A 19,841-nucleotide genomic window follows, 5' to 3' on the forward strand; every position below is an offset into this window, starting at 1 on the left:
CCTTCGGCCGCCAAAAAAAATACTCATCCCCTTCTCCCTCGCCCGGCCTTCTTCCGTGGAGCTGAAGGCCCTTTTCCCGCCAGGTCTCGCAGTGCCCGGGCCACTTCCCCGGGGGTCAGGAGTCCCGGCGGCAAGGGCAGGCCCCTTCTGGCCAGCCTGCCGGCCAGCACGGTTGCGGCCGGGGCTTCCAGGCCCAGGGGTTTCAATTCCTCCGGCCGACTGAAGATTTCGCGGGGCTCACCCTCCTGCAGGATGCGCCCTTCGTGGAGGAGCACCACTTTGTCGGCCAGTACGGCTTCTTCCGGCTGGTGGCTCACCAACATTATCCCCAGGCCTTTCTCCCGGCAGAGGAAGGAGAGGAGGCCCCAAACTTCCTCCCGGGATCCGGGGTCCAACATGGCCGTGGCCTCGTCCAGCAGTATATAGCGCGGCTCCATGGCCAGGATACCCGCCAGGGCCGCCCTCTGCTTTTGCCCCCCCGAAAGGCGGTGGGGCGGCCGCTGCCGCAGTTCCGTGAGGCCCAGGGTACTTAGGGCCCGCTCTACCCGTTCTCGGATGACCTCCCTGGGGAGGCCGAGATTCTCCGGGCCAAAGGCCACATCTTCTTCCACCGTGGCTGCCACCAGCTGGTTGTCGGGATCTTGAAAAACCATTCCCACCAGGGGACGGATGCGCGGGAGCTGGTCCTCGGCTCGGGTATCCAGGCCTTCTACTACTACTCTGCCTTTGGTGGGCCGGAGCAGCCCGTTGGCGAGCCTGACCAGGGTGGACTTTCCCGAGCCGTTGGGTCCCATGACCACCATGAATTCCCCGGGGGACAGGGTGAGGTTGATGTCCTCCAGGGCGGGCCGCGGGGCTCCCGGATAGGAAAAGCTTACCCCCTCAAAGGCGAGCATTTATACCAGCTCTACCAGCACCAGGGGTGCGCCGTCGCCGCGGCGATAGCCCACCTTTACCAGCCGCGTATAGCCACCTTGGCGGTCGGCATACCGCGGTCCGATCTCCTTAAAGAGCTTGGTCACCACGTCCTCGTCCAGCAGATAAGCCAGGGCCTGGCGCCGGGCATGGAGATCGCCCCGCTTGGCCAAGGTAATCATCTTGTCGGCTATGCGCTTGATTTCCTTGCCCCGGGGCTCGGTGGTCTGCAGCCGGCCTTCCCGCAAAAAAGACGTCACAATGTTGCGCAGTAGCATGTTGCGGTGGTCGGACCGCCGCCCCAGCTTACGGTATCCCATGTTCTTCCCCCCTACTCATCGGAACTGCGCAGGCTGAGACCTAGCTCTGCCAGCTTCTGCGTGACTTCTTCCAGGGATTTCTTGCCCAGGTTCCGGACCTTCATCATATCCTCTTCGGTGCGCTGGATGAGCTCGCCTACGGTATTGATGCCGGCCCGCTTCAAGCAGTTATAAGACCGGACGGAGAGGTCCAGCTCTTCGATGGTCATGTCCAGGAGACGGTCCTTTTTCTCTTCTTCCTTGGCCACCATGGTTATCTCCTGGCCGTCGCGATCCGTCAGGCCGAGGAAGAGGCGGAAGTAATCCATGAGGATCTTGGCCGCCGTGCTAACCGCCTCGTCCGGCGCCAGGCTCCCGTTGGTCCAGACTTCCAGGGTGAGCTTGTCGTAGTCGGTAACCTGGCCCACCCGGGTGTTCTCTACGATATAGTTTACCTTGTGCACGGGTGAAAAGAGGGAATCCACCGGGATAACCCCAATGACCTGTTCCTCTTTTTTGTTCCTCTCCGCCGGTACGTAACCGCGGCCCCGCTGGGCCGTCATTTCCATAAACAGGCGGCCGCCCTTCTCCAGGGTAGCGATGTGCAGGTCCGGGTTTAGGATTTCCACGTCGGCGCCGGCAATGATGTCGCCCGCCGTAACCTCCCCTTCGCCCTCCGCTTCTATGCGCAGGATCTGGGGTTCGTCGCTGTGGATCTTGAGGGCGAGGGTCTTCAGGTTGAGAATGATGTCCGTGGTATCCTCCACCACACCGGGAATGGTGGAGTACTCGTGGAGTACTCCCTCGATCTTAACGGAGGTAACGGCGGCCCCGGGCAGGGAGGAAAGGAGCACCCTCCTGAGGGAGTTACCCAGGGTTATGCCGTAGCCCCTCTCCAGGGGCTCGATTACGAAGCGGCCGAATTTGGGCGTCATCTCCAAGCATTCCAGCTTGGGACGCTCGATTTCCAGCATAAAAACCCCCTCCTTCTCGCAGGCTTTATTCCGCCGCACCCACGATAGGGCCTATTTGGAATAAAGCTCTACGATCAGGTGTTCCTGCACGGGGACGTCGATCTGGTCGCGGGTCGGCAGGGCCAGTACCCGCCCTTTAAGGTTAGCCGCATCGGCTTCCAGCCACGCCGGCGGCGTGCGGTGGGCGGCCTGGTCGGCAATTTCCTTAAACTTGGCGGATTCCTTGCTCCTTTCCCTGACCTCAATCTCGTCTCCCGGCCTCACCAGGTAGGACGGGATGTTGACCTTACGGCCATTAACCTGGAAATGGCCGTGGCGAACTAACTGGCGGGCCTCGGCGCGGGATGCGGCAAAGCCCAGGCGATAAACTACATTATCCAGCCTCCGTTCCAGCAGTCGGAGGAGGTTTTCACCCGTGACCCCCTTCTGCCGCTCGGCGCGCTCAAAGTAGCTGCGGAACTGGCGCTCCAGGACGCCGTAAATGCGGCGTGCCTTTTGCTTTTCCCGCAGGCGCAGGGCGTATTCTGAGATCTTACGCCGTTCCTGGCCATGCTGGCCCGGAGGATAGGACCGCCTGGCTATGGCGCACTTGTCGGTGTAACAACGTTCTCCTTTAAGGTAGAGTTTCATCCCTTCCCGTCGGCAAAGACGGCATACAGGTCCCGTGTATCTGGCCAAAAGCTATGACACCTCCTACTAGACTCTACGGCGCTTGGGTGGGCGGCAACCGTTGTGGGGAATGGGTGTGACGTCCTTAATGGCGCTTACCTCCAGTCCCGCTGCCTGCAGGGATCTAATGGCCGCCTCCCTCCCGGCTCCCGGGCCTTTAACATAGCATTCTACTTCTTTCATGCCGAATTCCATGGCCTGCTTGGCGGCCGATTCAGCTGCCAGTTGAGCCGCATAGGGCGTGCTCTTCCGTGTGCCCTTAAAGCCCACCGTTCCGGCGCTGGCCCAAGCCACCGTATTACCGTTTTTATCCGTAATGGTAATTATGGTATTGTTGAAGGTTGATTTGATATGGGCAACGCCGCTTTCTATATGCTTGCGCTCCCGCCGCTTGGTGCGGGCACCTCTCCGCGGCATCCACAACCCCTCCTCTAAAGACTACTCAAGCCTGGGCTTTACTTCTTGCGACGGACTCCTACGGTCTTCCGCGGACCCTTGCGTGTGCGGGCGTTGGTCCTGGTACGCTGTCCCCGCACGGGCAGCCCCCGCCGGTGTCTTAATCCCCGGTAACACCCGATCTCCATAAGGCGTTTGATGTTCAGGGCCACTTCCCGGCGGAGATCCCCTTCCACGGTATAATTCTTATCGATGAAATCGCGCAGCCGGGCCACTTCGTCCTCGGTCAGATCCTTCACCCTAGTATCCGGGTTCACCCCGGTTCCGGCCAGGATCTCTTTAGCCCTGCTACGGCCGATGCCGTAAATATAGGTTAGGGCCACCTCCACCCGCTTGTCCCGCGGCAAGTCTACCCCCGCAATACGTGCCATCTCTCAACTCCACCCCGTTTCTGTGGTTAGCCTTGTCTCTGCTTATGCTTAGGGTTCGAACATAAAACCATGACCCTGCCCTTACGCTTGATGATCTTACACTTTTCACATATGACCTTCACCGACGGCTTTACCTTCAACTCCGGACACCTCTCTTATTCTTGCAGGCTTTTACCGGTAGCGGTATACGATACGACCCCGGGTCAAATCATAAGGAGAGAGCTCCACCATGACCCTATCCCCCGGGAGAATGCGGATGAAGTTCATGCGGATTTTGCCCGACACATGAGCCAGGACCTTGTGCCCATTGGCCAACTCCACCCGGAACATGGCATTGGGCAGGGATTCCACTACGGTCCCTTCCACTTCAATGACATCGTCCTTGGCCAAACAACACATCCCTCCTTTGTCCCAGGTTACTCCTCTCCCAAAAGCCGGGCAATGGCCCGCCGCACTTCCGCATCCGAGACCGGCTCCCCCTTCTGCCGCTTGGCGGCAATGTCCTGCGCCATGCGGCTGGCGGCCTGCACGTGCAGAGTATTTTTAATCTTGGGTTTGACTACGCGGCGCAGCTTACCGTCTACCAGGGCGATACGCCGGTCCGAAATTATCTCCCAGACTAGAAACGGCCGTCCCCGATCCCGCCCGGCTTTAGAGTATACCAGCTGTCCCACCTGCAGGTTAGGCCCTATAGGCGGACCTGATGACACCGCTCCCCCTCCCTTGTACCCGCGAATCTCCGGTCCTGCGCCGGGCCGGGTCCCCCCTCGTCCGGGCGACCTAAAGAAGGGTGAGGACCTCCGGCCCGTTATCGGTAATGGCCACCGTGTGTTCAAAGTGGGCCGATGGACGGCCGTCCGCCGTCACCACCGTCCAGCCGTCCTCCCGGGTCATTACCTGATGGCCGCCGGCGTTGACCATGGGCTCAATGGCCAGAGTCATGCCCGGGCGCAGGCGGGGCCCGCGGCCAGGGCTGCCGAAGTTGGGCACCTGGGGCTCCTCATGCATCTGGCTGCCTATCCCGTGCCCCACATAATCCCTCACCACCGAGAACCCCTCCTTCTCCACATGGGACTGGATGGCGTAGGATATGTCCGACAGGCGGTTGCCCACCACGGCATGACGAATACCCTGCCACAGGGCTTCGCGGGTTACCTCCAGCAGGCGCCGTTTTTCCTCATCGATGACTCCCACAGGGAAGGTAGCCGCTGCGTCGCCGTAATATCCATTTATTACCGCACCGATGTCAATACTAATAATATCCCCTTCCACCAGTTTTTTTAAACCGGGTATACCGTGAACCACTTCCTCGTTCACAGAGGTGCAGATGCTGGCCGGGAACCCCCGGTACCCTTTGAAGGCGGGAACGGCTCCCCTGCGTTCCAGTATTTCCTCGGCCAGGCGGTTCAGCTCCAGGGTGGTGACTCCCGGGGCTATACGGCGCTCCAGGGCCGCCAGGGCCTCGGCCACTACCCGCCCCGCCTGGCGCATAAACTCGATTTCCCGGCGCCCCTTAAGGATGATCATGACCAGTCTCTTCCCAGGACTTTCCCGATTTCCCGTCCCACCTGTTCTATCGGCTGGGCGCCGTTGATTTCCCGCAGGATGCCGCGGCGGCGGTAGTACTCCTTCAGGGGCGCCGCCTGTTTATCATAGGCGGCCAGCCGTTCCCTTACGGCAAACTCTTTATCGTCCAGGCGCTGGGTAAGCTCCCGGCTGCACCCGTCGCAGTGCTCTGGCACCCGGGGAGGATTGTATACCGTGTGGTAAGTGTTGCCGCAGAATAGGCATACCCGGCGGCCTGTAATGCGCTCCAGGAGCAAATCCCGGGGAACCTCGATGTCCAGGACCGCGTCCAGCCGTAGCCCGTTTCCTTCCAGCCACTCGTCCAGGGCCGTGGCCTGGTTCACCGTGCGCGGAAAGCCATCCAGGATAAAGCCCTCGTCGCAATCCCTCCGGCTAAGGCGGTCCTTTACCAGCTCAATAACCACCTCGTCAGGGACCAGCCTTCCGGCTTCCAGGTATTCCTTGGCTTTCCGCCCGACCTCATTGCCGCTCCTGATGGCTACCCGGAGCATATCGCCCGTGGAGATATGGGGTATATCCAGACGGCGGCTGATCTCCTGGGCTTGCGTTCCTTTCCCTGCCCCTGGAGGCCCCATCATTACCAGACGCATGCGACTACCTCCTGCCTTTATTTTATAAAACCTTGGTAGTGCCGGAGCAATAGATGGGATTCCAGTTGTTTCATGGTTTCCAGGGCTACGCCGACCACAATGAGGAGGGAGGTACCCCCGAAGTAGATGTTTATGCCCGTAACTGCCATGACGAAATTCGGCAGAAGGGCTATGAAGGCCAGGAATACAGCGCCGGCCAAGGTAATCCGGGCCAGAATGCGCTCGATATATTCTGCCGTGGGACGGCCCGGCCTCAAGCCGGGGATAAAGCCACCGTATTTCTTAATATTGTCGGCCACGTCCTGGGGATTAAAGGTCACGGCAGTGTAAAAATAGGTGAAGAAGATAATGAGCAGGGCGTAAAGGCTCATGTAGAGCACCGACCCGGGGTCGAACATGGCCGTTATGGTCTGGGCAAACCGGTTATGGGGAAACCAGGATGCCAGGGTATGGGGGAAGAACAGGATTGACATGGCGAAGATCACCGGGATAACCCCTGCCTGGTTCACCCGCAGGGGAATATGGGTGCTCTGTCCCCCGTAGACCCGGCGGCCCACCACCCTCTTGGTGTACTGCACCGGGATGCGCCGCTGCCCCTCCTGCATGGCCACCACGGCCGCAATGACCACTATGGCAATGACCGCGAATAGGAGCACGGAAAGGATACCGGCCGTTCCACTGGTAATATACTGGTAGATGGACACCGCCCCCGCCGGTAGCCGCGACACTATGCCGGCGAAGATGATCAGGGAGATGCCGTTGCCGATGCCCTTTTCGGTGATCAGTTCTCCCAGCCACATGAGAAATACGGTGCCTGCCGTAAGGCTGATGACCGTCACCGCATGGTTGAAGAATCCGGGCGTAACATAGGCTCCCTGGCGGGCGAGCAGGACGGACATCCCCACGGCCTGGAGCACGCTGAGGACTACGGTACCATAGCGGGTGTACTGGATAATCTTCTTCCGCCCGTCGATTCCCTCCTTGGCCAGCCTCTCCAGGGAGGGTATTACCACCGTCAGGAGCTGCATAATGATAGAGGCGTTGATATAGGGCATAATACCCATGGCCAGGATCGTGAACCGTTTAAAGGCGCCGCCGGAGATGACGTCAAAAAACCCGAAGATTAACCCCGTGTCCAGCAGTTCCTTTAGCATTTCGGCGTTGATACCGGGCACCGGGATATGGGCTCCCAGGCGGAAGACCAAAAACATAAGGAGGGTAAAGATTATCCTTTTTCGCAGGTCCTCCAGTTTCCAGGCCTTTTGCAGGGTACCCAGCACCTATATCACCTCGACTCTGCCGCCCGCGGCCTCAATCTTGGCAATGGCCTGGCGGCTCGCCGCCTGGGCCTTGACCACCAGGGGCTTGGTAATCTCCCCGTCCCCTAGGACCTTTACTCCATCACGGCCTTTCTTGACTAGCCCTGCTTCCCGCAGGAGCTCGGGGGTCACGACGGTTCCGCTATCGAATCTTTCCAGGTCCCCGACATTAACCACCGCCAGCTGGCGCTTGAAGATGTTGGTAAACCCGCGCTTGGGTATCCGGCGGCTAAGGGGCATTTGCCCGCCCTCAAAGCCCGGCCGCACTCCTCCGCCGGCCCGGGCCTTTTGGCCCTTGTGCCCCCTGCCGGCGGTCTTGCCCAGTCCTGAACCGGTTCCACGCCCGACGCGGGTGGGTGAGCGCCGTGCGCCGGGGGCCGGGCGCAGCTCATGCAACTGCACCTTCCTCACCTCCTCATTCGGCCTCTTCTACCTGCAGCATATGGGCCAGCTTCCGGATCTGGCCCCGTACCGCGGGATTGTCGGGTTGAAGGACCTGTTGCCCTATCTTCCGCAGCCCCAGGGCCTCGGCCGTCCGGCGCACCTGGGGCGGGTGCCCGATAAGGCTGCGCTTAAGGGTCACTTTGAGCTTGCCCAACTTTGCCACCTCGCTTGCTGAGGGTGAACTGTTCAACCGCCAACTGCCCGGGGCGGCCTCGAAAACTTTAGCCTATGAGTTCCTTTACCGTTTTGCCACGCAGCCGCGCAACCTCTTCCGCCCGCTTCAGGGATTTCAGGGCCTCCATGGTCGCATAGACCACATTAATGGGGTTGTTGGACCCCAGGGATTTGGTAAGGATGTCCCGTACACCCGCCGCTTCCATCACGGCCCGGACCGGTCCGCCAGCGATAACCCCTGTACCGGGTGCGGCCGGCTTTAGGAGCACCTTGCTGGCCCCGAAGTGGCCCAGGACTTCATGGGGAATAGTGGTCCCTACCATGGGCACTTCCAGGAGGTTCTTTTTGGCGCCCTCCACCCCTTTGCGGATGGCGTCCGGCACCTCTCCGGCCTTGCCCAGGCCCGCACCTACGCGTCCCTGGCCGTCCCCTACCACTACCAGGGCCGAGAAGTTGAAGCGGCGGCCGCCCTTTACCACCTTGGCCACGCGTCGTACATGTACTACCCTCTCCATCAGGTTGGATTCCCTGTTTTCCATGCGTGTCCGCGCCATCCCGTTCCTCCTTACCTAACGCCGTTAGAATTCTAGCCCGCCGGCCCGGGCGCCTTCGGCCAGGGCCGCAATGCGCCCGTGGTAGATGTTGCCGCCGCGGTCGAAGACCACTTTCTTGATACCACGCTCCAGGGCTTTTTTCGCGAGCAGCTCTCCCACCTTGTAGGCCGCTTCCTTGTTACCCGTGTAGGACAGGGAAGTCCGCAGGGAGGGTTCCAGGGTAGAGGCTGCCACCAGAGTGCGACCCTCAACATCGTCGATTATCTGGGCATAGATATGGCGCAGGCTCCTGTAGACCGAAAGACGGGGCCGCTCGGGTGTACCGAATATTTTCTTGCGCACGCGCAGATGCTTGCGCGCCCTTATTTCTTTCCGAGTAGGTTTCTTAATCATACCAGGCCTTTACCCCCTATTTCTTGCCGCCCTTACCGCCGCCTTTGGCGCCCGCCTTACCCACTTTGAGGCGCACTTGCTCGTTTTCGTATCTGATCCCTTTGCCCTTGTAGGGTTCCGGCTCCCGCACCGACCGGATGTTGGCGGCCAGGGTTCCTACGGCTTCCTTGTCAATACCCTTTACGATTATTTTGGTCGGCGCGGGTACCTCTATCTCCAGGCCGGCCGGCGGCTCGATTTCCACCGGGTGGGAATATCCCACGCTTAAGACCAGCTTCCGCCCCTGTTTGGAGGCCCGGTAGCCGACGCCTACCAGCTCCAGGTTCTTTTGGAAGCCCTTCGTTACCCCCTCCACCATATTGTTTAGGAGGGCTCGCGAGAGGCCGTGCAGGGCCCGGTGGGGTTTAGCGTCGGAAGGACGGTTTACCTTCAGGACATCTCCTTCCCGGGTGATGGATATGGGATCCGGGAAGGTCCGGGTCAGCTCTCCTTTAGGGCCTTTTACCGTAACGGTGTTGCCCTCGATCTTCACTTCCACTCCGGCCGGTATCTTCACCGGCATTTTACCTACGCGCGACACCTGAAACCACCCCACCTACCAGATATAACAGATTACTTCACCGCCCAGCCCTTCCCGCCTGGCTTGCCTGTCCGTCATAATGCCTTTGGAGGTGGAGATGAGGGCTATCCCCAACCCCCCTAAAACCCGCGGGAGCTGGTCCTTCTTGGCATAAATCCTCAGGCCGGGCCGGCTGATGCGCTTCAGTCCCGTGATGACCCTTTCCCGGTTGGGCCCGTACTTAAGGTAGATCCGCAATATCCCTTGCTTGCCGTCTTCAATATACTCATAGTCCTTGATGTATCCTTCGTTCTTGAGGATCTCGGCCATGGCCCGCTTAACCCGGGAGGCCGGGACCTCCACTTTCTCGTGATAGGCTAGATTGGCGTTGCGGATGCGGGTGAGGAAATCGGCAATGGGATCCGTCATCATTGGTTTATAGCTACCCCCTTCCTTGCTATGCCCGGGCTTACCAGCTGGCTTTGGTAATGCCGGGAAGCTCCCCCCTATGGGCCAACTCGCGGAAGCAGATGCGGCAAAGCCCGAACTTCCGCAAGTAAGCTCGAGGCCGACCACAACGCCGACAACGGTTGTAGGCGCGCACCCGAAATTTGGGCTTTCGCTGCTGTTTGGCGATCATGCTCTTCTTGGCCATGTTGGTCCCCCTTTTGTTAACTCTCCCGGAAGGGCATTCCGAAAAGGCGCAGCAATTCCCGGGCCTCCTCGTCCGTCTTGGCCGTGGTCACTACGGTAATATCCATGCCGCGCACCTGGTCGATCTTGTCGTAATCTATTTCGGGAAAGATGAGCTGTTCCCGCAGGCCCAGGGTATAGTTGCCCCGGCCGTCGAAGGAATTGGGCGATACACCCTTGAAATCCCGCACCCTGGGCAAGGCCACGTTGATGAGGCGATCCAGAAACTCATACATCCGGTCTCCCCGTAGGGTGACCTTGCACCCGATCTTGTTACCTTTGCGCAACTTAAAGGCCGCAATGGATTTTTTGGCCCTCGTCACCACCGGCCTCTGGCCGGTAATGGCCATCAGGTCCTCCACCGCCCCGTCCAGGGCCTTAGGGTTCTGGGTGGCTTCTCCGATGCCCATGTTTACCACTATCTTTTCCAGCCGTGGTATCTCCATAATGTTGCGGTAGCCGAATTTGGTCTGCATGGCCGGACGGATATCCTTAAGATATTTCTCCTTCAATCTTGCCACCGTCACGGGGCTCACCCCCTACCTTCACGCTAGTCAATGACCTCACCGCACTTCTTACATACGCGGACCTTTCGGCCGTCGGCCAAGATCCGCCGCCCGATCCTTGTAGGCCGGTCGCACTTAGTGCAGACCAGCATAACGTTGCTGCTGTGCAGGGGCGCCTCCTTCTCAATAATGCCGCCCTGCTGGAGTTGGGGATTGGGCCGCATGTGCCTCTTTACTTTATTCACTCCCTCCACAATTACCCGTTGTTCCGAGGGAATGACTCGGAGGACCTTGCCCTTCTTGCCCTTATCCTTTCCGGCTATAACCACTACGGTGTCGCCCTTGCGGACATGCACCTTAGGCCGCGTCACGTCGCCATCACCTCGCTTGCTGGCTGCCTATAGCACCTCTGGCGCTAAGGAGATGATTCTCATAAAGTCCTTCTCCCTCAGCTCTCGGGCTACCGGGCCAAAGATACGGGTTCCGCGGGGATTACCCTGCTCGTTAATGATCACTGCCGCGTTCTCATTAAAGCGGATATAGGAACCGTCCTCGCGCCTTATGGGTTTCCGGGTGCGGACCACCACCGCCCGCACGACATCTCCCTTTTTAACCACGCCTCCGGGGGTGGCCTCTTTAACCGAAGCTATAATAACGTCCCCCACGGAGGCGTAGCGGCGTTTGGACCCGCCGAGGACGCGAATGCACATTATCTTCTTAGCCCCGGTATTATCACCGACTTTGAGGATGGACTGTTGCTGGATCACCGCTTACTACCTCCTTCCCGGCTAGCCTATCGCGCCAAAACGTTACTCGGGACGCTCGATAAGTTCGACCACCCGCCACCTCTTCTCCTTGCTTAAGGGCCGGGTCTCCATGATGCGCACCTTATCTCCCACCCGGTACTGGTTTTCTTCATCGTGGGCCTTGAATTTCCTGGTCCGGCGGATGGTCTTGCCCAGCAGCGGGTGGCGTTCGAAGCTTTCTACCGCTACCACCACGGTCTTATCCATCTTATCGCTGACCACCCGGCCCACCCGGGTCTTGCGCCTTCCTCTCTCCAAGTTGCCGAACCTCCCCATTGCAGCTGTTTAAAAGCCGGCCGTCAAGCCTGGCGGCGCTCCTTAAGCTCCCTTTCCCGCAAGATGGTCTTGGCCCGGGCGATATTGCGCCGCACCTCCCGCAGCCTCATGGGATTGTCCAGCTGCCCGGTCGCCTGCTGGAAGCGCAAATTGAAAAGCTCCTGCTTCCAGTCTAAAACTTTGCGCGCCAGCTCTTCCGTGCTCAGTTCGCGGAGCTCACTCGCTTTCATGGACCTCACCATCCAATCCTACCCGCGTTACAAACCTCGTCTTAATGGGCAGCTTGTGCGAGGCCAGACGCATGGCCTCCCGCGCCACCTCCTCGGGGACCCCGCCCAGCTCGAAAAGAATGCGGCCTGGCTTTACCACGGCTACCCAGAGTTCGGGCGAACCTTTGCCGCTGCCCATACGGGTCTCAGCGGGTTTGGCCGTAATGGGCCTGTCGGGGAAAATGCGAATCCATATCTTACCACCGCGCCGAATAAAACGGGTGATGGCCACGCGGGCAGCCTCGATCTGCTGGCTGGTAATCCAAGCCGGCTCCAAAGCCATGAGGCCGTAGTCGCCGAAGGTGACCTCTGTGCCCTTGCCGGCCTTGCCCCGGGTATCCGGCCGGTGGGGTTTGCGCCACTTAACCCTCTTTGGCATCAGCATTGGTCGTACGTCCCCCTATCGTGCCTTTAGCTCTTGTCTGCACCTTCTCGGGTAAGACCTCACCCCGGAAAATCCAAACCTTGACCCCGATCTTGCCGTAGGTGGTGTTCGCCTCGGCAAAGCCGTAGTCGATATCTGCCCTCAGGGTATGAAGGGGCACTTTGCCTTCGCTGTACCATTCAGTTCGGGCGATCTCCGCCCCGGCCAGCCGGCCCGACACGGCGATCTTGATCCCCTCGGCCCCCATGCGCATGGCCCGGCCCACGGCCTGCTTCATGGCCCGGCGGAAGGCCACGCGCTTCTCCAGCTGGGCCGCCACGTTCTCGGCCACCAGCTGGGCATCCAGCTCGGGCTTTTTGACCTCCGCTATATTCAGGTTTACCTGCTTGCCGGTCATCCTCTCGAGCTGCTGCCTGAGGTTCTCCACTTCGGCTCCCCCGCGGCCGATGACCACCCCGGGTTTGGCCGTGTGAATGGTCACTCTAAGCCGGTTAGCCGCCCGCTCGATTTCGATGGTCGAAACGCCCGCCTGATAAAGGCGTTCTTTGATGAACTTGCGTATCTTTAAGTCCTCATGCAGAAGTTCCTTATACTCCTTGCCGGCGTACCAGCGGGCGTCCCAATCGCGTATTATGCCGAGGCGCAGGCCTTTAGGGTGAACTTTTTGCCCCACTTAATCAATCCTCCTTTTCTGCTACCACCACGGTAATGTGGCTGGTCCTTTTCCGGCGCAGGTCGGCCCGGCCCAAGGCCCGCGGCCGGTAGCGTTTCCAGGTCGGGCCTTCATCCACATAGGCTTTAGTAACCACCAGCTTATCCCGATCCAGGTTATAGTTGTGCTCGGCATTGGCCACGGCGGACTTCAGAACCTTGGCAATGATACTGGACGCCCTCTTGGGTGTGGCCCAGAGGATGGCTTCCGCTTCCCGCACAGTCTTCCCCCGGATGAGGTCGATGACCTGCCGCGCCCGACGCGGGGATATACGGATATATCTTGCCACAGCTCTAGCTTCCATTTATTCCTAACCTCCCAGATTACTTCAACGCTGTAGACCGCTCGGTATGGGCACCGTGGCCTCGGAATACACGGGTGGGAGCGAACTCCCCTAGTTTATGCCCCACCATGTCCTCCGTAATGTAGATGGGCACATGTTTGCGGCCGTCATGCACGGCTATGGTATGGCCCACCATTTCCGGCATAATGGTCGAGCGCCGGGACCAGGTCTTGATGACCCGCTTTTCCCCCTTCTCGTTCATTTCCATAATACGTCGGAGGAGTTTTGGGTCGCAATAGGGCCCCTTTTTCAAGGACCTCCCCATTCTTTAACCCCCTTTGGCCTCTATTTGCGCCGCTTTACGATGAGTTTATCCGAAGGCTTGTGTTTCTTTCTTGTTTTAACACCCAGGGCGGGCTTGCCCCACGGTGTTACAGGATGCCGGCCGATGGGCGACTTGCCCTCACCTCCGCCATGGGGGTGGTCCACCGGGTTCATAACCACTCCGCGCACCGTGGGCCGGATACCCAGCCACCGCGACCGGCCGGCCTTGCCGATGGTGATGTTCTCGTGGTCCAGGTTGCCGACCTGGCCGATGGTTGCCCGGCAGTCCAGGTGCACCATGCGTATCTCCCCTGAGGGGAGGCGCAGCTGGGCGTAATCCCCTTCCTTGGCCATAACCTGGGCGGCCGAACCCGCCGAGCGCACTATCTGCCCTCCCCGGCCGGGCTTCAGTTCTACATTGTGGACCAAGGTGCCTACCGGGATGTTGCGCAGCGGCAGGGCATTCCCCACTTTAATGTCCGCCTGGGGACCCGAGTAAATTACGTCTCCCACCCTTAAGTTCTCCGGCGCCAGGATGTAGCGCTTCTCGCCGTCCGCATAATGGATGAGGGCTATATTGGCCGAGCGGTTGGGATCGTATTCAATGGTGGCCACGCGGCCGGGTATGCCGTCCTTATCGCGTTTAAAATCGATAAGGCGGTACAGCCGCTTATGACCCCCTCCCCGGTGCCGTACCGTAATGCGTCCCTGGTTGTTGCGGCCGCCGGTTTTGGTCAGGGGCACCAGGAGGGATTTTTCCGGCTCCGTCGCCGTAATTTCGGCAAAGGTGGAAACCGTCATCTGCCGCCGTCCGGGCGAGGTTGGTTTAAACTTCTTGATAGCCATCGTACCCTACTCTCCTTTTCCTACTCCAACCCTTCAAAAACGGGGATCTTCTGCCCGGGCGCCAGGGTCACAATAGCTTTCTTGCGGTCGGGCTGGCGGCCCTGGAACCGTCCCATCCGCCGGAGCTTGCCCCGGTCCGGCAGGGTATTAACCTTAAGGACTTTGACGTTAAACAGCTTCTCAATGGCGTGCTTGATCTCGATTTTATTAGCATCCCGGGCCACGATAAAGGTGTACTTATTATCAGCCATGAGATTGGTAGTTTTCTCCGTAATCAGTGGTGCGATTACGATGTCCTGAGGAGCGCGCATTTAGGCAAGCACCTCCTGCACCCGCTCCACAGCATCCCGGGTGATGACCAGCTTGTTGTGGGCCAGAATATCGTAAACATTGATGTTCTGGGAAGGCACCAGCGTTACCCCCGGAAGATTGCGGGCGGAGAGCTCTACGTTCCTATCCTTGTCGGCCGTTACTATCAGGGCCTTATCTTCCTCCAGACGGAGGGCCTTAAGAATTCCCACCATATCCTTGGTCCGCGGCCGGGAAAGGGCGAGACCTTCCAGGACGATAAGATTCCCCTCCTGGACTTTGGCCGAAAGGGCCGAGCGCAAGGCCAGCCGCCGAACCTTCTTGGGCAGCTTATAGCCGAAGTCCCGCGGCCGGGGCCCGAACACCACGCCTCCCCCTCGCCAGAGGGGCGACCGAATAGTCCCTACCCGGGCGCGGCCGGTGCCCTTCTGCCTCCAGGGTTTGCGCCCGCCGCCGCGGACCTCAGACCTGGTCTTGGTGTCCGCAGTACCCCTCCGCCTAGCGGCGAGGTGCGCGACTACGGCTTCATGGAGGGCGGCTTCGTTAACCTCTATCCCGAAGACGCGGTCGTCCAATTCCATTTCGCCCACCTGCTGGCCCTGGGTATTATATACCGCCACCTTGGGCATAGGTCTTTTAGTCCCCCTTCACTGAGTTCTTAATGATTAGAAGGCCGCGGCGCGGTCCGGGCACTGCCCCCTTGACCAGCAAGAGGTTGCGTTCGGGATCGCTCTTGATTACCTCCAGATTCAAAACCGTTACCCTTTCGCCGCCCGTGCGCCCCGGTAGTTTCCGGCCTTTGAAAACCCGTGCCGGCCCCTTGGCCGCCAGAGAGCCGGGGCGCCGGTGATACTTGGAACCGTGGGCCATGGGCCCCCGCCGGAAACCGTGCCGTTTAATTCCCCCGGCAAAGCCCTTGCCTTTGGAAATACCCGTCACATCCACGTGGTCTCCCGGCTGGAAGATATCCGCCCTGATTTCCTGGCCGACCTGGTATTCGGCGGTATTGGCCAGGCGGAGCTCCCGGAGGAACCGGAAGGGCTTAACCTTAGCCCGGGCAAAATGACCCCGCAGGGGCTTATTGACCCGGCTTTCAGGGATGGGCTCAAAGCCCACCTGTAGAGCCTCATACCCGTCCCTTTCCACGGTCTTTTTCTGGACGACCACGCAGGGGCCTGCCTGGATGACGGTAGCCGGCACAACGCGGCCTGCCTCGTCAAAAACCTGGGTCATGCCCAGTTTCCTTCCTAGGATACCCTTCTGCACGCGAACCAAACCCCCTACAGCTTGATCTCAATGTCCACCCCGGCCGGGAGATCTAGGCGCATCAGGGCGTCGATGGTCTTGGGTGTTGGCTCCAGGATATCGATGAGCCGCTTGTGAATGCACATCTGGAACTGCTCCCGGGAATCTTTATTCACGTGGGGTGAACGCAAGACCGTAAAAACGCTCCGTTTAGTCGGCAGGGGGATGGGGCCGGAAACTACAGCACCGGTGCGCCTGGCCGTCTCCACTATCCTCTGGGATGACTGGTCCAGAACCCGGTGATCGAAGGCCTTGAGGCGGATGCGGATTTTTTGTCTGGCCATGGGCCTGCTTACCTCCCTCGTAGGTTGCCCGACATCTCAAAATGGGGGATATGCCCTTCTTTAGAGTCCGGCCGGACATATCCCCGCGTTATATCTACTCCAGTATCTTGGTTACCACGCCGGCGCCGACGGTACGGCCGCCCTCCCGGATGGCAAACCTTAACCCTTCTTCAATGGCAATGGGGGTGATCAGCTCGATGCTCATCCGGATGTTATCCCCAGGCATGACCATCTCTACTCCCTCCGGCAGCTTCACTACCCCCGTTACATCCGTCGTCCGAAAGTAAAACTGCGGCCGGTACCCGTTGAAAAACGGCGTGTGCCGACCCCCCTCCTCCTTCGTTAGAACATATACCTCCGCCTCAAATTTCGTATGGGGCTTGATGCTCCCAGGCTTCGCCAGCACCATCCCACGCTCTACTTCCCGACGCTCTACCCCGCGCAGCAGGGTACCTATGTTGTCCCCTGCTACCGCCTCGTCCAATATCTTCCGGAACATCTCTACCCCGGTCACTACCGTCTTCCGGATCTCGTCCCGCAACCCGATTATCTCTACTTCGTCCCCTACTTTCACTTTCCCGCGCTCCACTCGCCCAGTCGTTACTGTGCCGCGCCCCGTTATGCTAAATACGTCCTCTATCGGCATCAAGAAAGGCTTGTCAACGTCCCGCTCCGGCGTCGGTACGTATTCGTCTACTGCGTCCATTAACTCCCATATCTTACCGCACCACTCGCATTCCCTCTTCCCACATCCGCATTCCATGGCCTTTAACGCCGAACCCGCTACTACCGGTATCTCGTCCCCAGGAAATTCATACTCGCTCAATAGCTCCCGTACTTCCATCTCTACCAGTTCCAAAAGCTCAGGGTCGTCTACCATGTCCACTTTGTTTAAAAAGACTACTATATACGGTACCCCTACCTGACGCGCTAAAAGTATGTGCTCCCGCGTCTGCGGCATCGGCCCGTCCGCCGCCGATACTACCAGTATCGCCCCGTCCATCTGCGCCGCCCCGGTGATCATGTTCTTCACATAGTCCGCATGACCAGGACAGTCTACGTGGGCATAGTGCCTCTTCTCTGTCTCGTACTCTACGTGCGCCGTGGCTACGGTGATCCCCCGCTCCCGCTCCTCCGGCGCCTTGTCGATCTGGTCGTACGCCGTGGGCACCGCCCCGCCTACCTTCGATAAACAGAACGTTATCGCCGCCGTCAACGTCGTCTTCCCATGGTCTACGTGCCCTATCGTCCCTACATTCACATGCGGCTTCTTGCGCTCAAATTTCTGCTTCGCCATCCCTTTGCCTCCTTACTAAACTGAATTAGTTTGATTTATTAAGTATCAGTCCCCCGGCAGGCCAGGCCGCCGGGGTTTAAGGCCCGGGGGATTACATCCCCCGCTGCCTCTTAATAATCTCCTCGGCCAGATTCTGGGGTACTTCGCTGTAATGGGAAAACTGCATAACATAGGTTCCCCGGCCCTGGGTGCGGGAGCGGAGATCCGTGGCATAGCCGAACATCTCGGCCAGGGGTACGTAGCCGCGGATTACCTCGGTCCCGCCCCGCGGCTCTAGGCCCTCGATCCGTCCCCGGCGGGCGTTGATATCGCCGATAACGTCTCCCATATACTCTTCCGGGACGGTAACCTCCACTTTCATGATGGGTTCCAAAAGGACCGGATCGGCCTTTTTTACCCCCTCCTTAAGGGCCTGGGAAGCCGCAATTTTGAAGGCCATTTCCGAGGAGTCTACCTCGTGGTAGGAGCCGTCTACCAAGACGGCCCGGATGTCCACCAAGGGATACCCTGCCAGGACACCGGTTTCCATAGCTTCCCGTACCCCGGCGTCCACCGCCGGGATGTACTCTTTGGGCACCACTCCGCCGACGATTTTGCTGACGAATTCGTAGCCCTTGCCCGGCTCCAGGGGTTCCAGTTCCAGGACCACATGGCCGTACTGGCCGCGGCCGCCCGACTGGCGGATATACTTGCCCTCCGCCTTGACGGCCTTGCGGATGGTCTCTTTATAGGCCACCTGGGGCTTGCCTACGTTGGCCCCTACTTTGAACTCCCGCACCAGCCGATCCACAATAATCTCCAGGTGCAGCTCTCCCATGCCCGAGATGATGGTCTGCCCGGTTTCCGGATCGGTATGCATGCGGAAGGTAGGGTCTTCTTCCGCCAGCTTCTGCAGAGCCAGGCTCAGCTTCTCCTGGTCGGCCTTAGTTTTGGGCTCGATGGCTACGGAGATAACCGGCTCCGGGAACTGCATGGCCTCCAGCACAATGGGGTGTTCCTCGTCGCACAGGGTATCACCGGTGGTGGTGAACCTCAGGCCCACGGCGGCAACGATGTCGCCGGCAAAGGCCTCGCCCACCTCCTCCCGATGGTTGGCGTGCATGCGCAAGATCCGACCAATGCGCTCCCGGCGGCCCTTGGTGGAATTATACACATAAGAGCCGGAAGAAAGGGTTCCCGAGTAGACGCGGATAAAGGTCAGCTTGCCCACATAGGGATCGGCCATGATTTTAAAGGCCAGGGCCGAAAAGGGTTCGCTGTCGCTGGAGCGCCGCCGGTCCTCTTCCCCCGTCTCCGGATCCACGCCGCGGATAGCGGGTATATCGGTGGGCGCCGGCAGGTAATCCACAATGGCGTCCAGCAAGGGCTGCACGCCCTTGTTCTTGAAGGATGAGCCGCAGAGAACCGGCACCATTTTTAACGCAATGGTGGCCTTGCGGATGCCGGCCTTGATTTCCTCCTCCGACAGTTCCTCACCTTCCAGGTATTTAAGCATGAGTTCTTCGTCGCTTTCCGCCACTGCCTCCAGCAGCTTTTCCCGGTACTCGGCCACCCTGTCGGCCATCTCCGGAGGAATGGGCTGCTCCTCCATGGTCGTCCCCAGTTCGTCGGTGTAAACCACGGCCTTCATGCGCACCAGGTCCACAATGCCCCGGAAATTATCCTCCGCGCCGATGGGAAGCTGAATGGGAACCGGCGTTGCGCCCAGGCGTTCCGCAATCTGGCCTACCACTCGGAAGAAATCGGCTCCTACCCGGTCCATCTTATTCACATAGGCGATCCGGGGCACACCGTACTTGTCGGCCTGCCGCCACACCGTTTCCGACTGGGGCTCCACCCCCCCAACGGCACAGAAGATGGCCACCGACCCGTCCAGGACCCTCAGGGACCTCTCCACTTCTACGGTGAAGTCCACGTGGCCTGGCGTGTCTATAATGTTAATACGACAATCGCGCCAGAAGCAGGTGGTAGCCGCCGACGTAATGGTAATGCCCCGTTCCTGCTCCTGGACCATCCAGTCCATGGTAGCCGTACCTTCGTGAACCTCACCCATCCGGTGTACCCGCCCGGTGTAGAAAAGGATCCTCTCGGTCGTGGTGGTTTTACCGGCATCGATGTGAGCCATGATCCCGATGTTTCTGGTCTTTTCGAGTGGGTATTCGCGCGGCATCCTTTATCACCCTTTCCTATCAGGTTGCAGGCCTCCGGGCTCCGAAAGGAGGACCCCGTTGCACCTGGGCCC

35 protein-coding genes are annotated in these 19,841 nt (G+C 59.6%); all 35 read right to left on the reverse strand.

Going from position 1 to position 19,841, the window contains the following annotated elements; genetic code table 11:
- Nucleotides 1-23: 23 nt before the first annotated feature.
- The 35 genes from TAMC210_RS06750 to fusA all read right to left on the reverse strand — a co-directional run bounded on the left by TAMC210_RS06750 (nucleotide 24) and on the right by fusA (nucleotide 19,769).
- The gene (locus TAMC210_RS06750) at nucleotides 24-896 is read right to left on the reverse strand and encodes an energy-coupling factor transporter ATPase (protein WP_173298005.1); all 873 of its coding nucleotides are present in this window, start codon (nucleotides 894-896) and stop codon (nucleotides 24-26) included.
- Nucleotides 897-1,235, reverse strand: a complete 339-nt coding sequence (rplQ, locus tag TAMC210_RS06755) for a 50S ribosomal protein L17 (RefSeq protein ID WP_173298006.1) — start codon at nucleotides 1,233-1,235, stop codon at nucleotides 897-899.
- 11 nt (nucleotides 1,236-1,246) lie between these two features.
- Nucleotides 1,247-2,188 carry a DNA-directed RNA polymerase subunit alpha gene (locus TAMC210_RS06760; protein WP_173298007.1) on the reverse strand — a complete coding sequence of 314 codons (942 nt, stop codon included), beginning with the start codon at nucleotides 2,186-2,188 and terminating at the stop codon, nucleotides 1,247-1,249.
- Nucleotides 2,189-2,239: 51 nt separating this feature from the next.
- Entirely contained in the window at nucleotides 2,240-2,866 is a 627-nt protein-coding gene (gene rpsD, locus TAMC210_RS06765; RefSeq protein ID WP_173298008.1) for a 30S ribosomal protein S4, read from the reverse strand.
- An 18-nt stretch (nucleotides 2,867-2,884) separates the two neighbouring features.
- The gene (gene rpsK, locus TAMC210_RS06770) at nucleotides 2,885-3,274 is read right to left on the reverse strand and encodes a 30S ribosomal protein S11 (RefSeq protein ID WP_173298009.1); all 390 of its coding nucleotides are present in this window, start codon (nucleotides 3,272-3,274) and stop codon (nucleotides 2,885-2,887) included.
- A gap of 38 nt (nucleotides 3,275-3,312) precedes the next feature.
- The gene (rpsM, locus tag TAMC210_RS06775) at nucleotides 3,313-3,684 is read right to left on the reverse strand and encodes a 30S ribosomal protein S13 (RefSeq protein ID WP_173298010.1); all 372 of its coding nucleotides are present in this window, start codon (nucleotides 3,682-3,684) and stop codon (nucleotides 3,313-3,315) included.
- 26 nt (nucleotides 3,685-3,710) lie between these two features.
- Nucleotides 3,711-3,824: a 50S ribosomal protein L36 gene (gene rpmJ / locus TAMC210_RS06780; protein WP_173298011.1), complete on the reverse strand. Its 114-nt coding sequence runs from the start codon at nucleotides 3,822-3,824 to the stop codon at nucleotides 3,711-3,713.
- Between the two features lie 31 nt (nucleotides 3,825-3,855).
- A complete protein-coding gene (gene infA / locus TAMC210_RS06785; RefSeq protein WP_173298012.1) occupies nucleotides 3,856-4,074 on the reverse strand; it encodes a translation initiation factor IF-1 in 219 nt (72 codons plus the stop codon).
- 26 nt (nucleotides 4,075-4,100) lie between these two features.
- Entirely contained in the window at nucleotides 4,101-4,394 is a 294-nt protein-coding gene (locus TAMC210_RS06790; protein WP_217267295.1) for a KOW domain-containing RNA-binding protein, read from the reverse strand.
- Between the two features lie 70 nt (nucleotides 4,395-4,464).
- On the reverse strand, nucleotides 4,465-5,211 hold the full coding sequence (gene map / locus TAMC210_RS06795; protein WP_173298013.1) for a type I methionyl aminopeptidase: 747 nt from the start codon (nucleotides 5,209-5,211) through the stop codon (nucleotides 4,465-4,467).
- Nucleotides 5,208-5,861 (reverse strand): adenylate kinase, encoded by a 654-nt coding sequence (locus TAMC210_RS06800; RefSeq protein ID WP_173298014.1) that lies wholly within the window; start codon nucleotides 5,859-5,861, stop codon nucleotides 5,208-5,210. The genes map and TAMC210_RS06800 overlap by 4 nt, the downstream gene beginning before the upstream one ends.
- Nucleotides 5,862-5,878: 17 nt before the next feature.
- The gene (gene secY / locus TAMC210_RS06805) at nucleotides 5,879-7,141 is read right to left on the reverse strand and encodes a preprotein translocase subunit SecY (RefSeq protein WP_173298015.1); all 1,263 of its coding nucleotides are present in this window, start codon (nucleotides 7,139-7,141) and stop codon (nucleotides 5,879-5,881) included.
- Nucleotides 7,142-7,582, reverse strand: a complete 441-nt coding sequence (gene rplO / locus TAMC210_RS06810; protein WP_173298016.1) for a 50S ribosomal protein L15 — start codon at nucleotides 7,580-7,582, stop codon at nucleotides 7,142-7,144.
- A gap of 13 nt (nucleotides 7,583-7,595) precedes the next feature.
- Nucleotides 7,596-7,787 carry a 50S ribosomal protein L30 gene (gene rpmD / locus TAMC210_RS06815; RefSeq protein ID WP_373996444.1) on the reverse strand — a complete coding sequence of 64 codons (192 nt, stop codon included), beginning with the start codon at nucleotides 7,785-7,787 and terminating at the stop codon, nucleotides 7,596-7,598.
- 58 nt (nucleotides 7,788-7,845) lie between these two features.
- Nucleotides 7,846-8,352: a 30S ribosomal protein S5 gene (rpsE, locus tag TAMC210_RS06820; RefSeq protein WP_173298018.1), complete on the reverse strand. Its 507-nt coding sequence runs from the start codon at nucleotides 8,350-8,352 to the stop codon at nucleotides 7,846-7,848.
- A gap of 24 nt (nucleotides 8,353-8,376) precedes the next feature.
- Nucleotides 8,377-8,745: a 50S ribosomal protein L18 gene (rplR, locus tag TAMC210_RS06825; protein WP_173298019.1), complete on the reverse strand. Its 369-nt coding sequence runs from the start codon at nucleotides 8,743-8,745 to the stop codon at nucleotides 8,377-8,379.
- Between the two features lie 16 nt (nucleotides 8,746-8,761).
- A complete protein-coding gene (gene rplF / locus TAMC210_RS06830; protein WP_173298020.1) occupies nucleotides 8,762-9,325 on the reverse strand; it encodes a 50S ribosomal protein L6 in 564 nt (187 codons plus the stop codon).
- A 15-nt stretch (nucleotides 9,326-9,340) separates the two neighbouring features.
- Nucleotides 9,341-9,733 carry a 30S ribosomal protein S8 gene (gene rpsH / locus TAMC210_RS06835; protein ID WP_173298183.1) on the reverse strand — a complete coding sequence of 131 codons (393 nt, stop codon included), beginning with the start codon at nucleotides 9,731-9,733 and terminating at the stop codon, nucleotides 9,341-9,343.
- A 40-nt stretch (nucleotides 9,734-9,773) separates the two neighbouring features.
- Entirely contained in the window at nucleotides 9,774-9,959 is a 186-nt protein-coding gene (locus TAMC210_RS06840) for a type Z 30S ribosomal protein S14 (RefSeq protein WP_173298021.1), read from the reverse strand.
- 16 nt (nucleotides 9,960-9,975) lie between these two features.
- On the reverse strand, nucleotides 9,976-10,518 hold the full coding sequence (rplE, locus tag TAMC210_RS06845; RefSeq protein ID WP_173298184.1) for a 50S ribosomal protein L5: 543 nt from the start codon (nucleotides 10,516-10,518) through the stop codon (nucleotides 9,976-9,978).
- 29 nt (nucleotides 10,519-10,547) lie between these two features.
- Nucleotides 10,548-10,874: a 50S ribosomal protein L24 gene (gene rplX, locus TAMC210_RS06850; protein WP_373996439.1), complete on the reverse strand. Its 327-nt coding sequence runs from the start codon at nucleotides 10,872-10,874 to the stop codon at nucleotides 10,548-10,550.
- A 27-nt stretch (nucleotides 10,875-10,901) separates the two neighbouring features.
- Nucleotides 10,902-11,270 (reverse strand): 50S ribosomal protein L14, encoded by a 369-nt coding sequence (rplN, locus tag TAMC210_RS06855; RefSeq protein WP_173298022.1) that lies wholly within the window; start codon nucleotides 11,268-11,270, stop codon nucleotides 10,902-10,904.
- A gap of 42 nt (nucleotides 11,271-11,312) precedes the next feature.
- Nucleotides 11,313-11,585 (reverse strand): 30S ribosomal protein S17, encoded by a 273-nt coding sequence (gene rpsQ, locus TAMC210_RS06860; protein ID WP_173298023.1) that lies wholly within the window; start codon nucleotides 11,583-11,585, stop codon nucleotides 11,313-11,315.
- A 23-nt stretch (nucleotides 11,586-11,608) separates the two neighbouring features.
- Nucleotides 11,609-11,815 (reverse strand): 50S ribosomal protein L29, encoded by a 207-nt coding sequence (rpmC, locus tag TAMC210_RS06865; protein WP_173298024.1) that lies wholly within the window; start codon nucleotides 11,813-11,815, stop codon nucleotides 11,609-11,611.
- Nucleotides 11,802-12,239 carry a 50S ribosomal protein L16 gene (rplP, locus tag TAMC210_RS06870; protein WP_173298025.1) on the reverse strand — a complete coding sequence of 146 codons (438 nt, stop codon included), beginning with the start codon at nucleotides 12,237-12,239 and terminating at the stop codon, nucleotides 11,802-11,804. The genes rpmC and rplP overlap by 14 nt, the downstream gene beginning before the upstream one ends.
- Complete coding sequence (rpsC, locus tag TAMC210_RS06875) at nucleotides 12,217-12,912, reverse strand: 30S ribosomal protein S3 (protein WP_173298026.1); 696 nt, start codon at nucleotides 12,910-12,912, stop codon at nucleotides 12,217-12,219. The genes rplP and rpsC overlap by 23 nt, the downstream gene beginning before the upstream one ends.
- A 4-nt stretch (nucleotides 12,913-12,916) precedes the next feature.
- A complete protein-coding gene (rplV, locus tag TAMC210_RS06880) occupies nucleotides 12,917-13,255 on the reverse strand; it encodes a 50S ribosomal protein L22 (protein ID WP_173298027.1) in 339 nt (112 codons plus the stop codon).
- Nucleotides 13,256-13,274: 19 nt separating this feature from the next.
- Entirely contained in the window at nucleotides 13,275-13,559 is a 285-nt protein-coding gene (gene rpsS, locus TAMC210_RS06885) for a 30S ribosomal protein S19 (protein WP_173298028.1), read from the reverse strand.
- 20 nt (nucleotides 13,560-13,579) lie between these two features.
- Nucleotides 13,580-14,404, reverse strand: coding sequence for a 50S ribosomal protein L2 (rplB, locus tag TAMC210_RS06890; RefSeq protein ID WP_173298029.1), 825 nt, complete (start codon nucleotides 14,402-14,404; stop codon nucleotides 13,580-13,582).
- A gap of 20 nt (nucleotides 14,405-14,424) precedes the next feature.
- Entirely contained in the window at nucleotides 14,425-14,715 is a 291-nt protein-coding gene (gene rplW / locus TAMC210_RS06895; RefSeq protein ID WP_173298030.1) for a 50S ribosomal protein L23, read from the reverse strand.
- On the reverse strand, nucleotides 14,716-15,342 hold the full coding sequence (gene rplD / locus TAMC210_RS06900) for a 50S ribosomal protein L4 (RefSeq protein ID WP_173298031.1): 627 nt from the start codon (nucleotides 15,340-15,342) through the stop codon (nucleotides 14,716-14,718). It lies immediately after the preceding gene.
- A 7-nt stretch (nucleotides 15,343-15,349) separates the two neighbouring features.
- Nucleotides 15,350-15,979 carry a 50S ribosomal protein L3 gene (gene rplC / locus TAMC210_RS06905; protein WP_173298032.1) on the reverse strand — a complete coding sequence of 210 codons (630 nt, stop codon included), beginning with the start codon at nucleotides 15,977-15,979 and terminating at the stop codon, nucleotides 15,350-15,352.
- Nucleotides 15,980-15,993: 14 nt separating this feature from the next.
- Entirely contained in the window at nucleotides 15,994-16,302 is a 309-nt protein-coding gene (gene rpsJ, locus TAMC210_RS06910) for a 30S ribosomal protein S10 (RefSeq protein ID WP_173298033.1), read from the reverse strand.
- Nucleotides 16,303-16,396: 94 nt separating this feature from the next.
- Nucleotides 16,397-17,599 (reverse strand): elongation factor Tu, encoded by a 1,203-nt coding sequence (tuf, locus tag TAMC210_RS06915; protein ID WP_173298034.1) that lies wholly within the window; start codon nucleotides 17,597-17,599, stop codon nucleotides 16,397-16,399.
- 91 nt (nucleotides 17,600-17,690) lie between these two features.
- A complete protein-coding gene (gene fusA, locus TAMC210_RS06920) occupies nucleotides 17,691-19,769 on the reverse strand; it encodes an elongation factor G (RefSeq protein WP_173298035.1) in 2,079 nt (692 codons plus the stop codon).
- Nucleotides 19,770-19,841: the final 72 nt, after the last annotated feature.

Origin of the sequence: Thermanaeromonas sp. C210 (assembly GCF_013167955.1) — a bacterium.
Taxonomy (GTDB): domain Bacteria; phylum Bacillota; class DSM-521; order Neomoorellales; family Neomoorellaceae; genus UBA12545.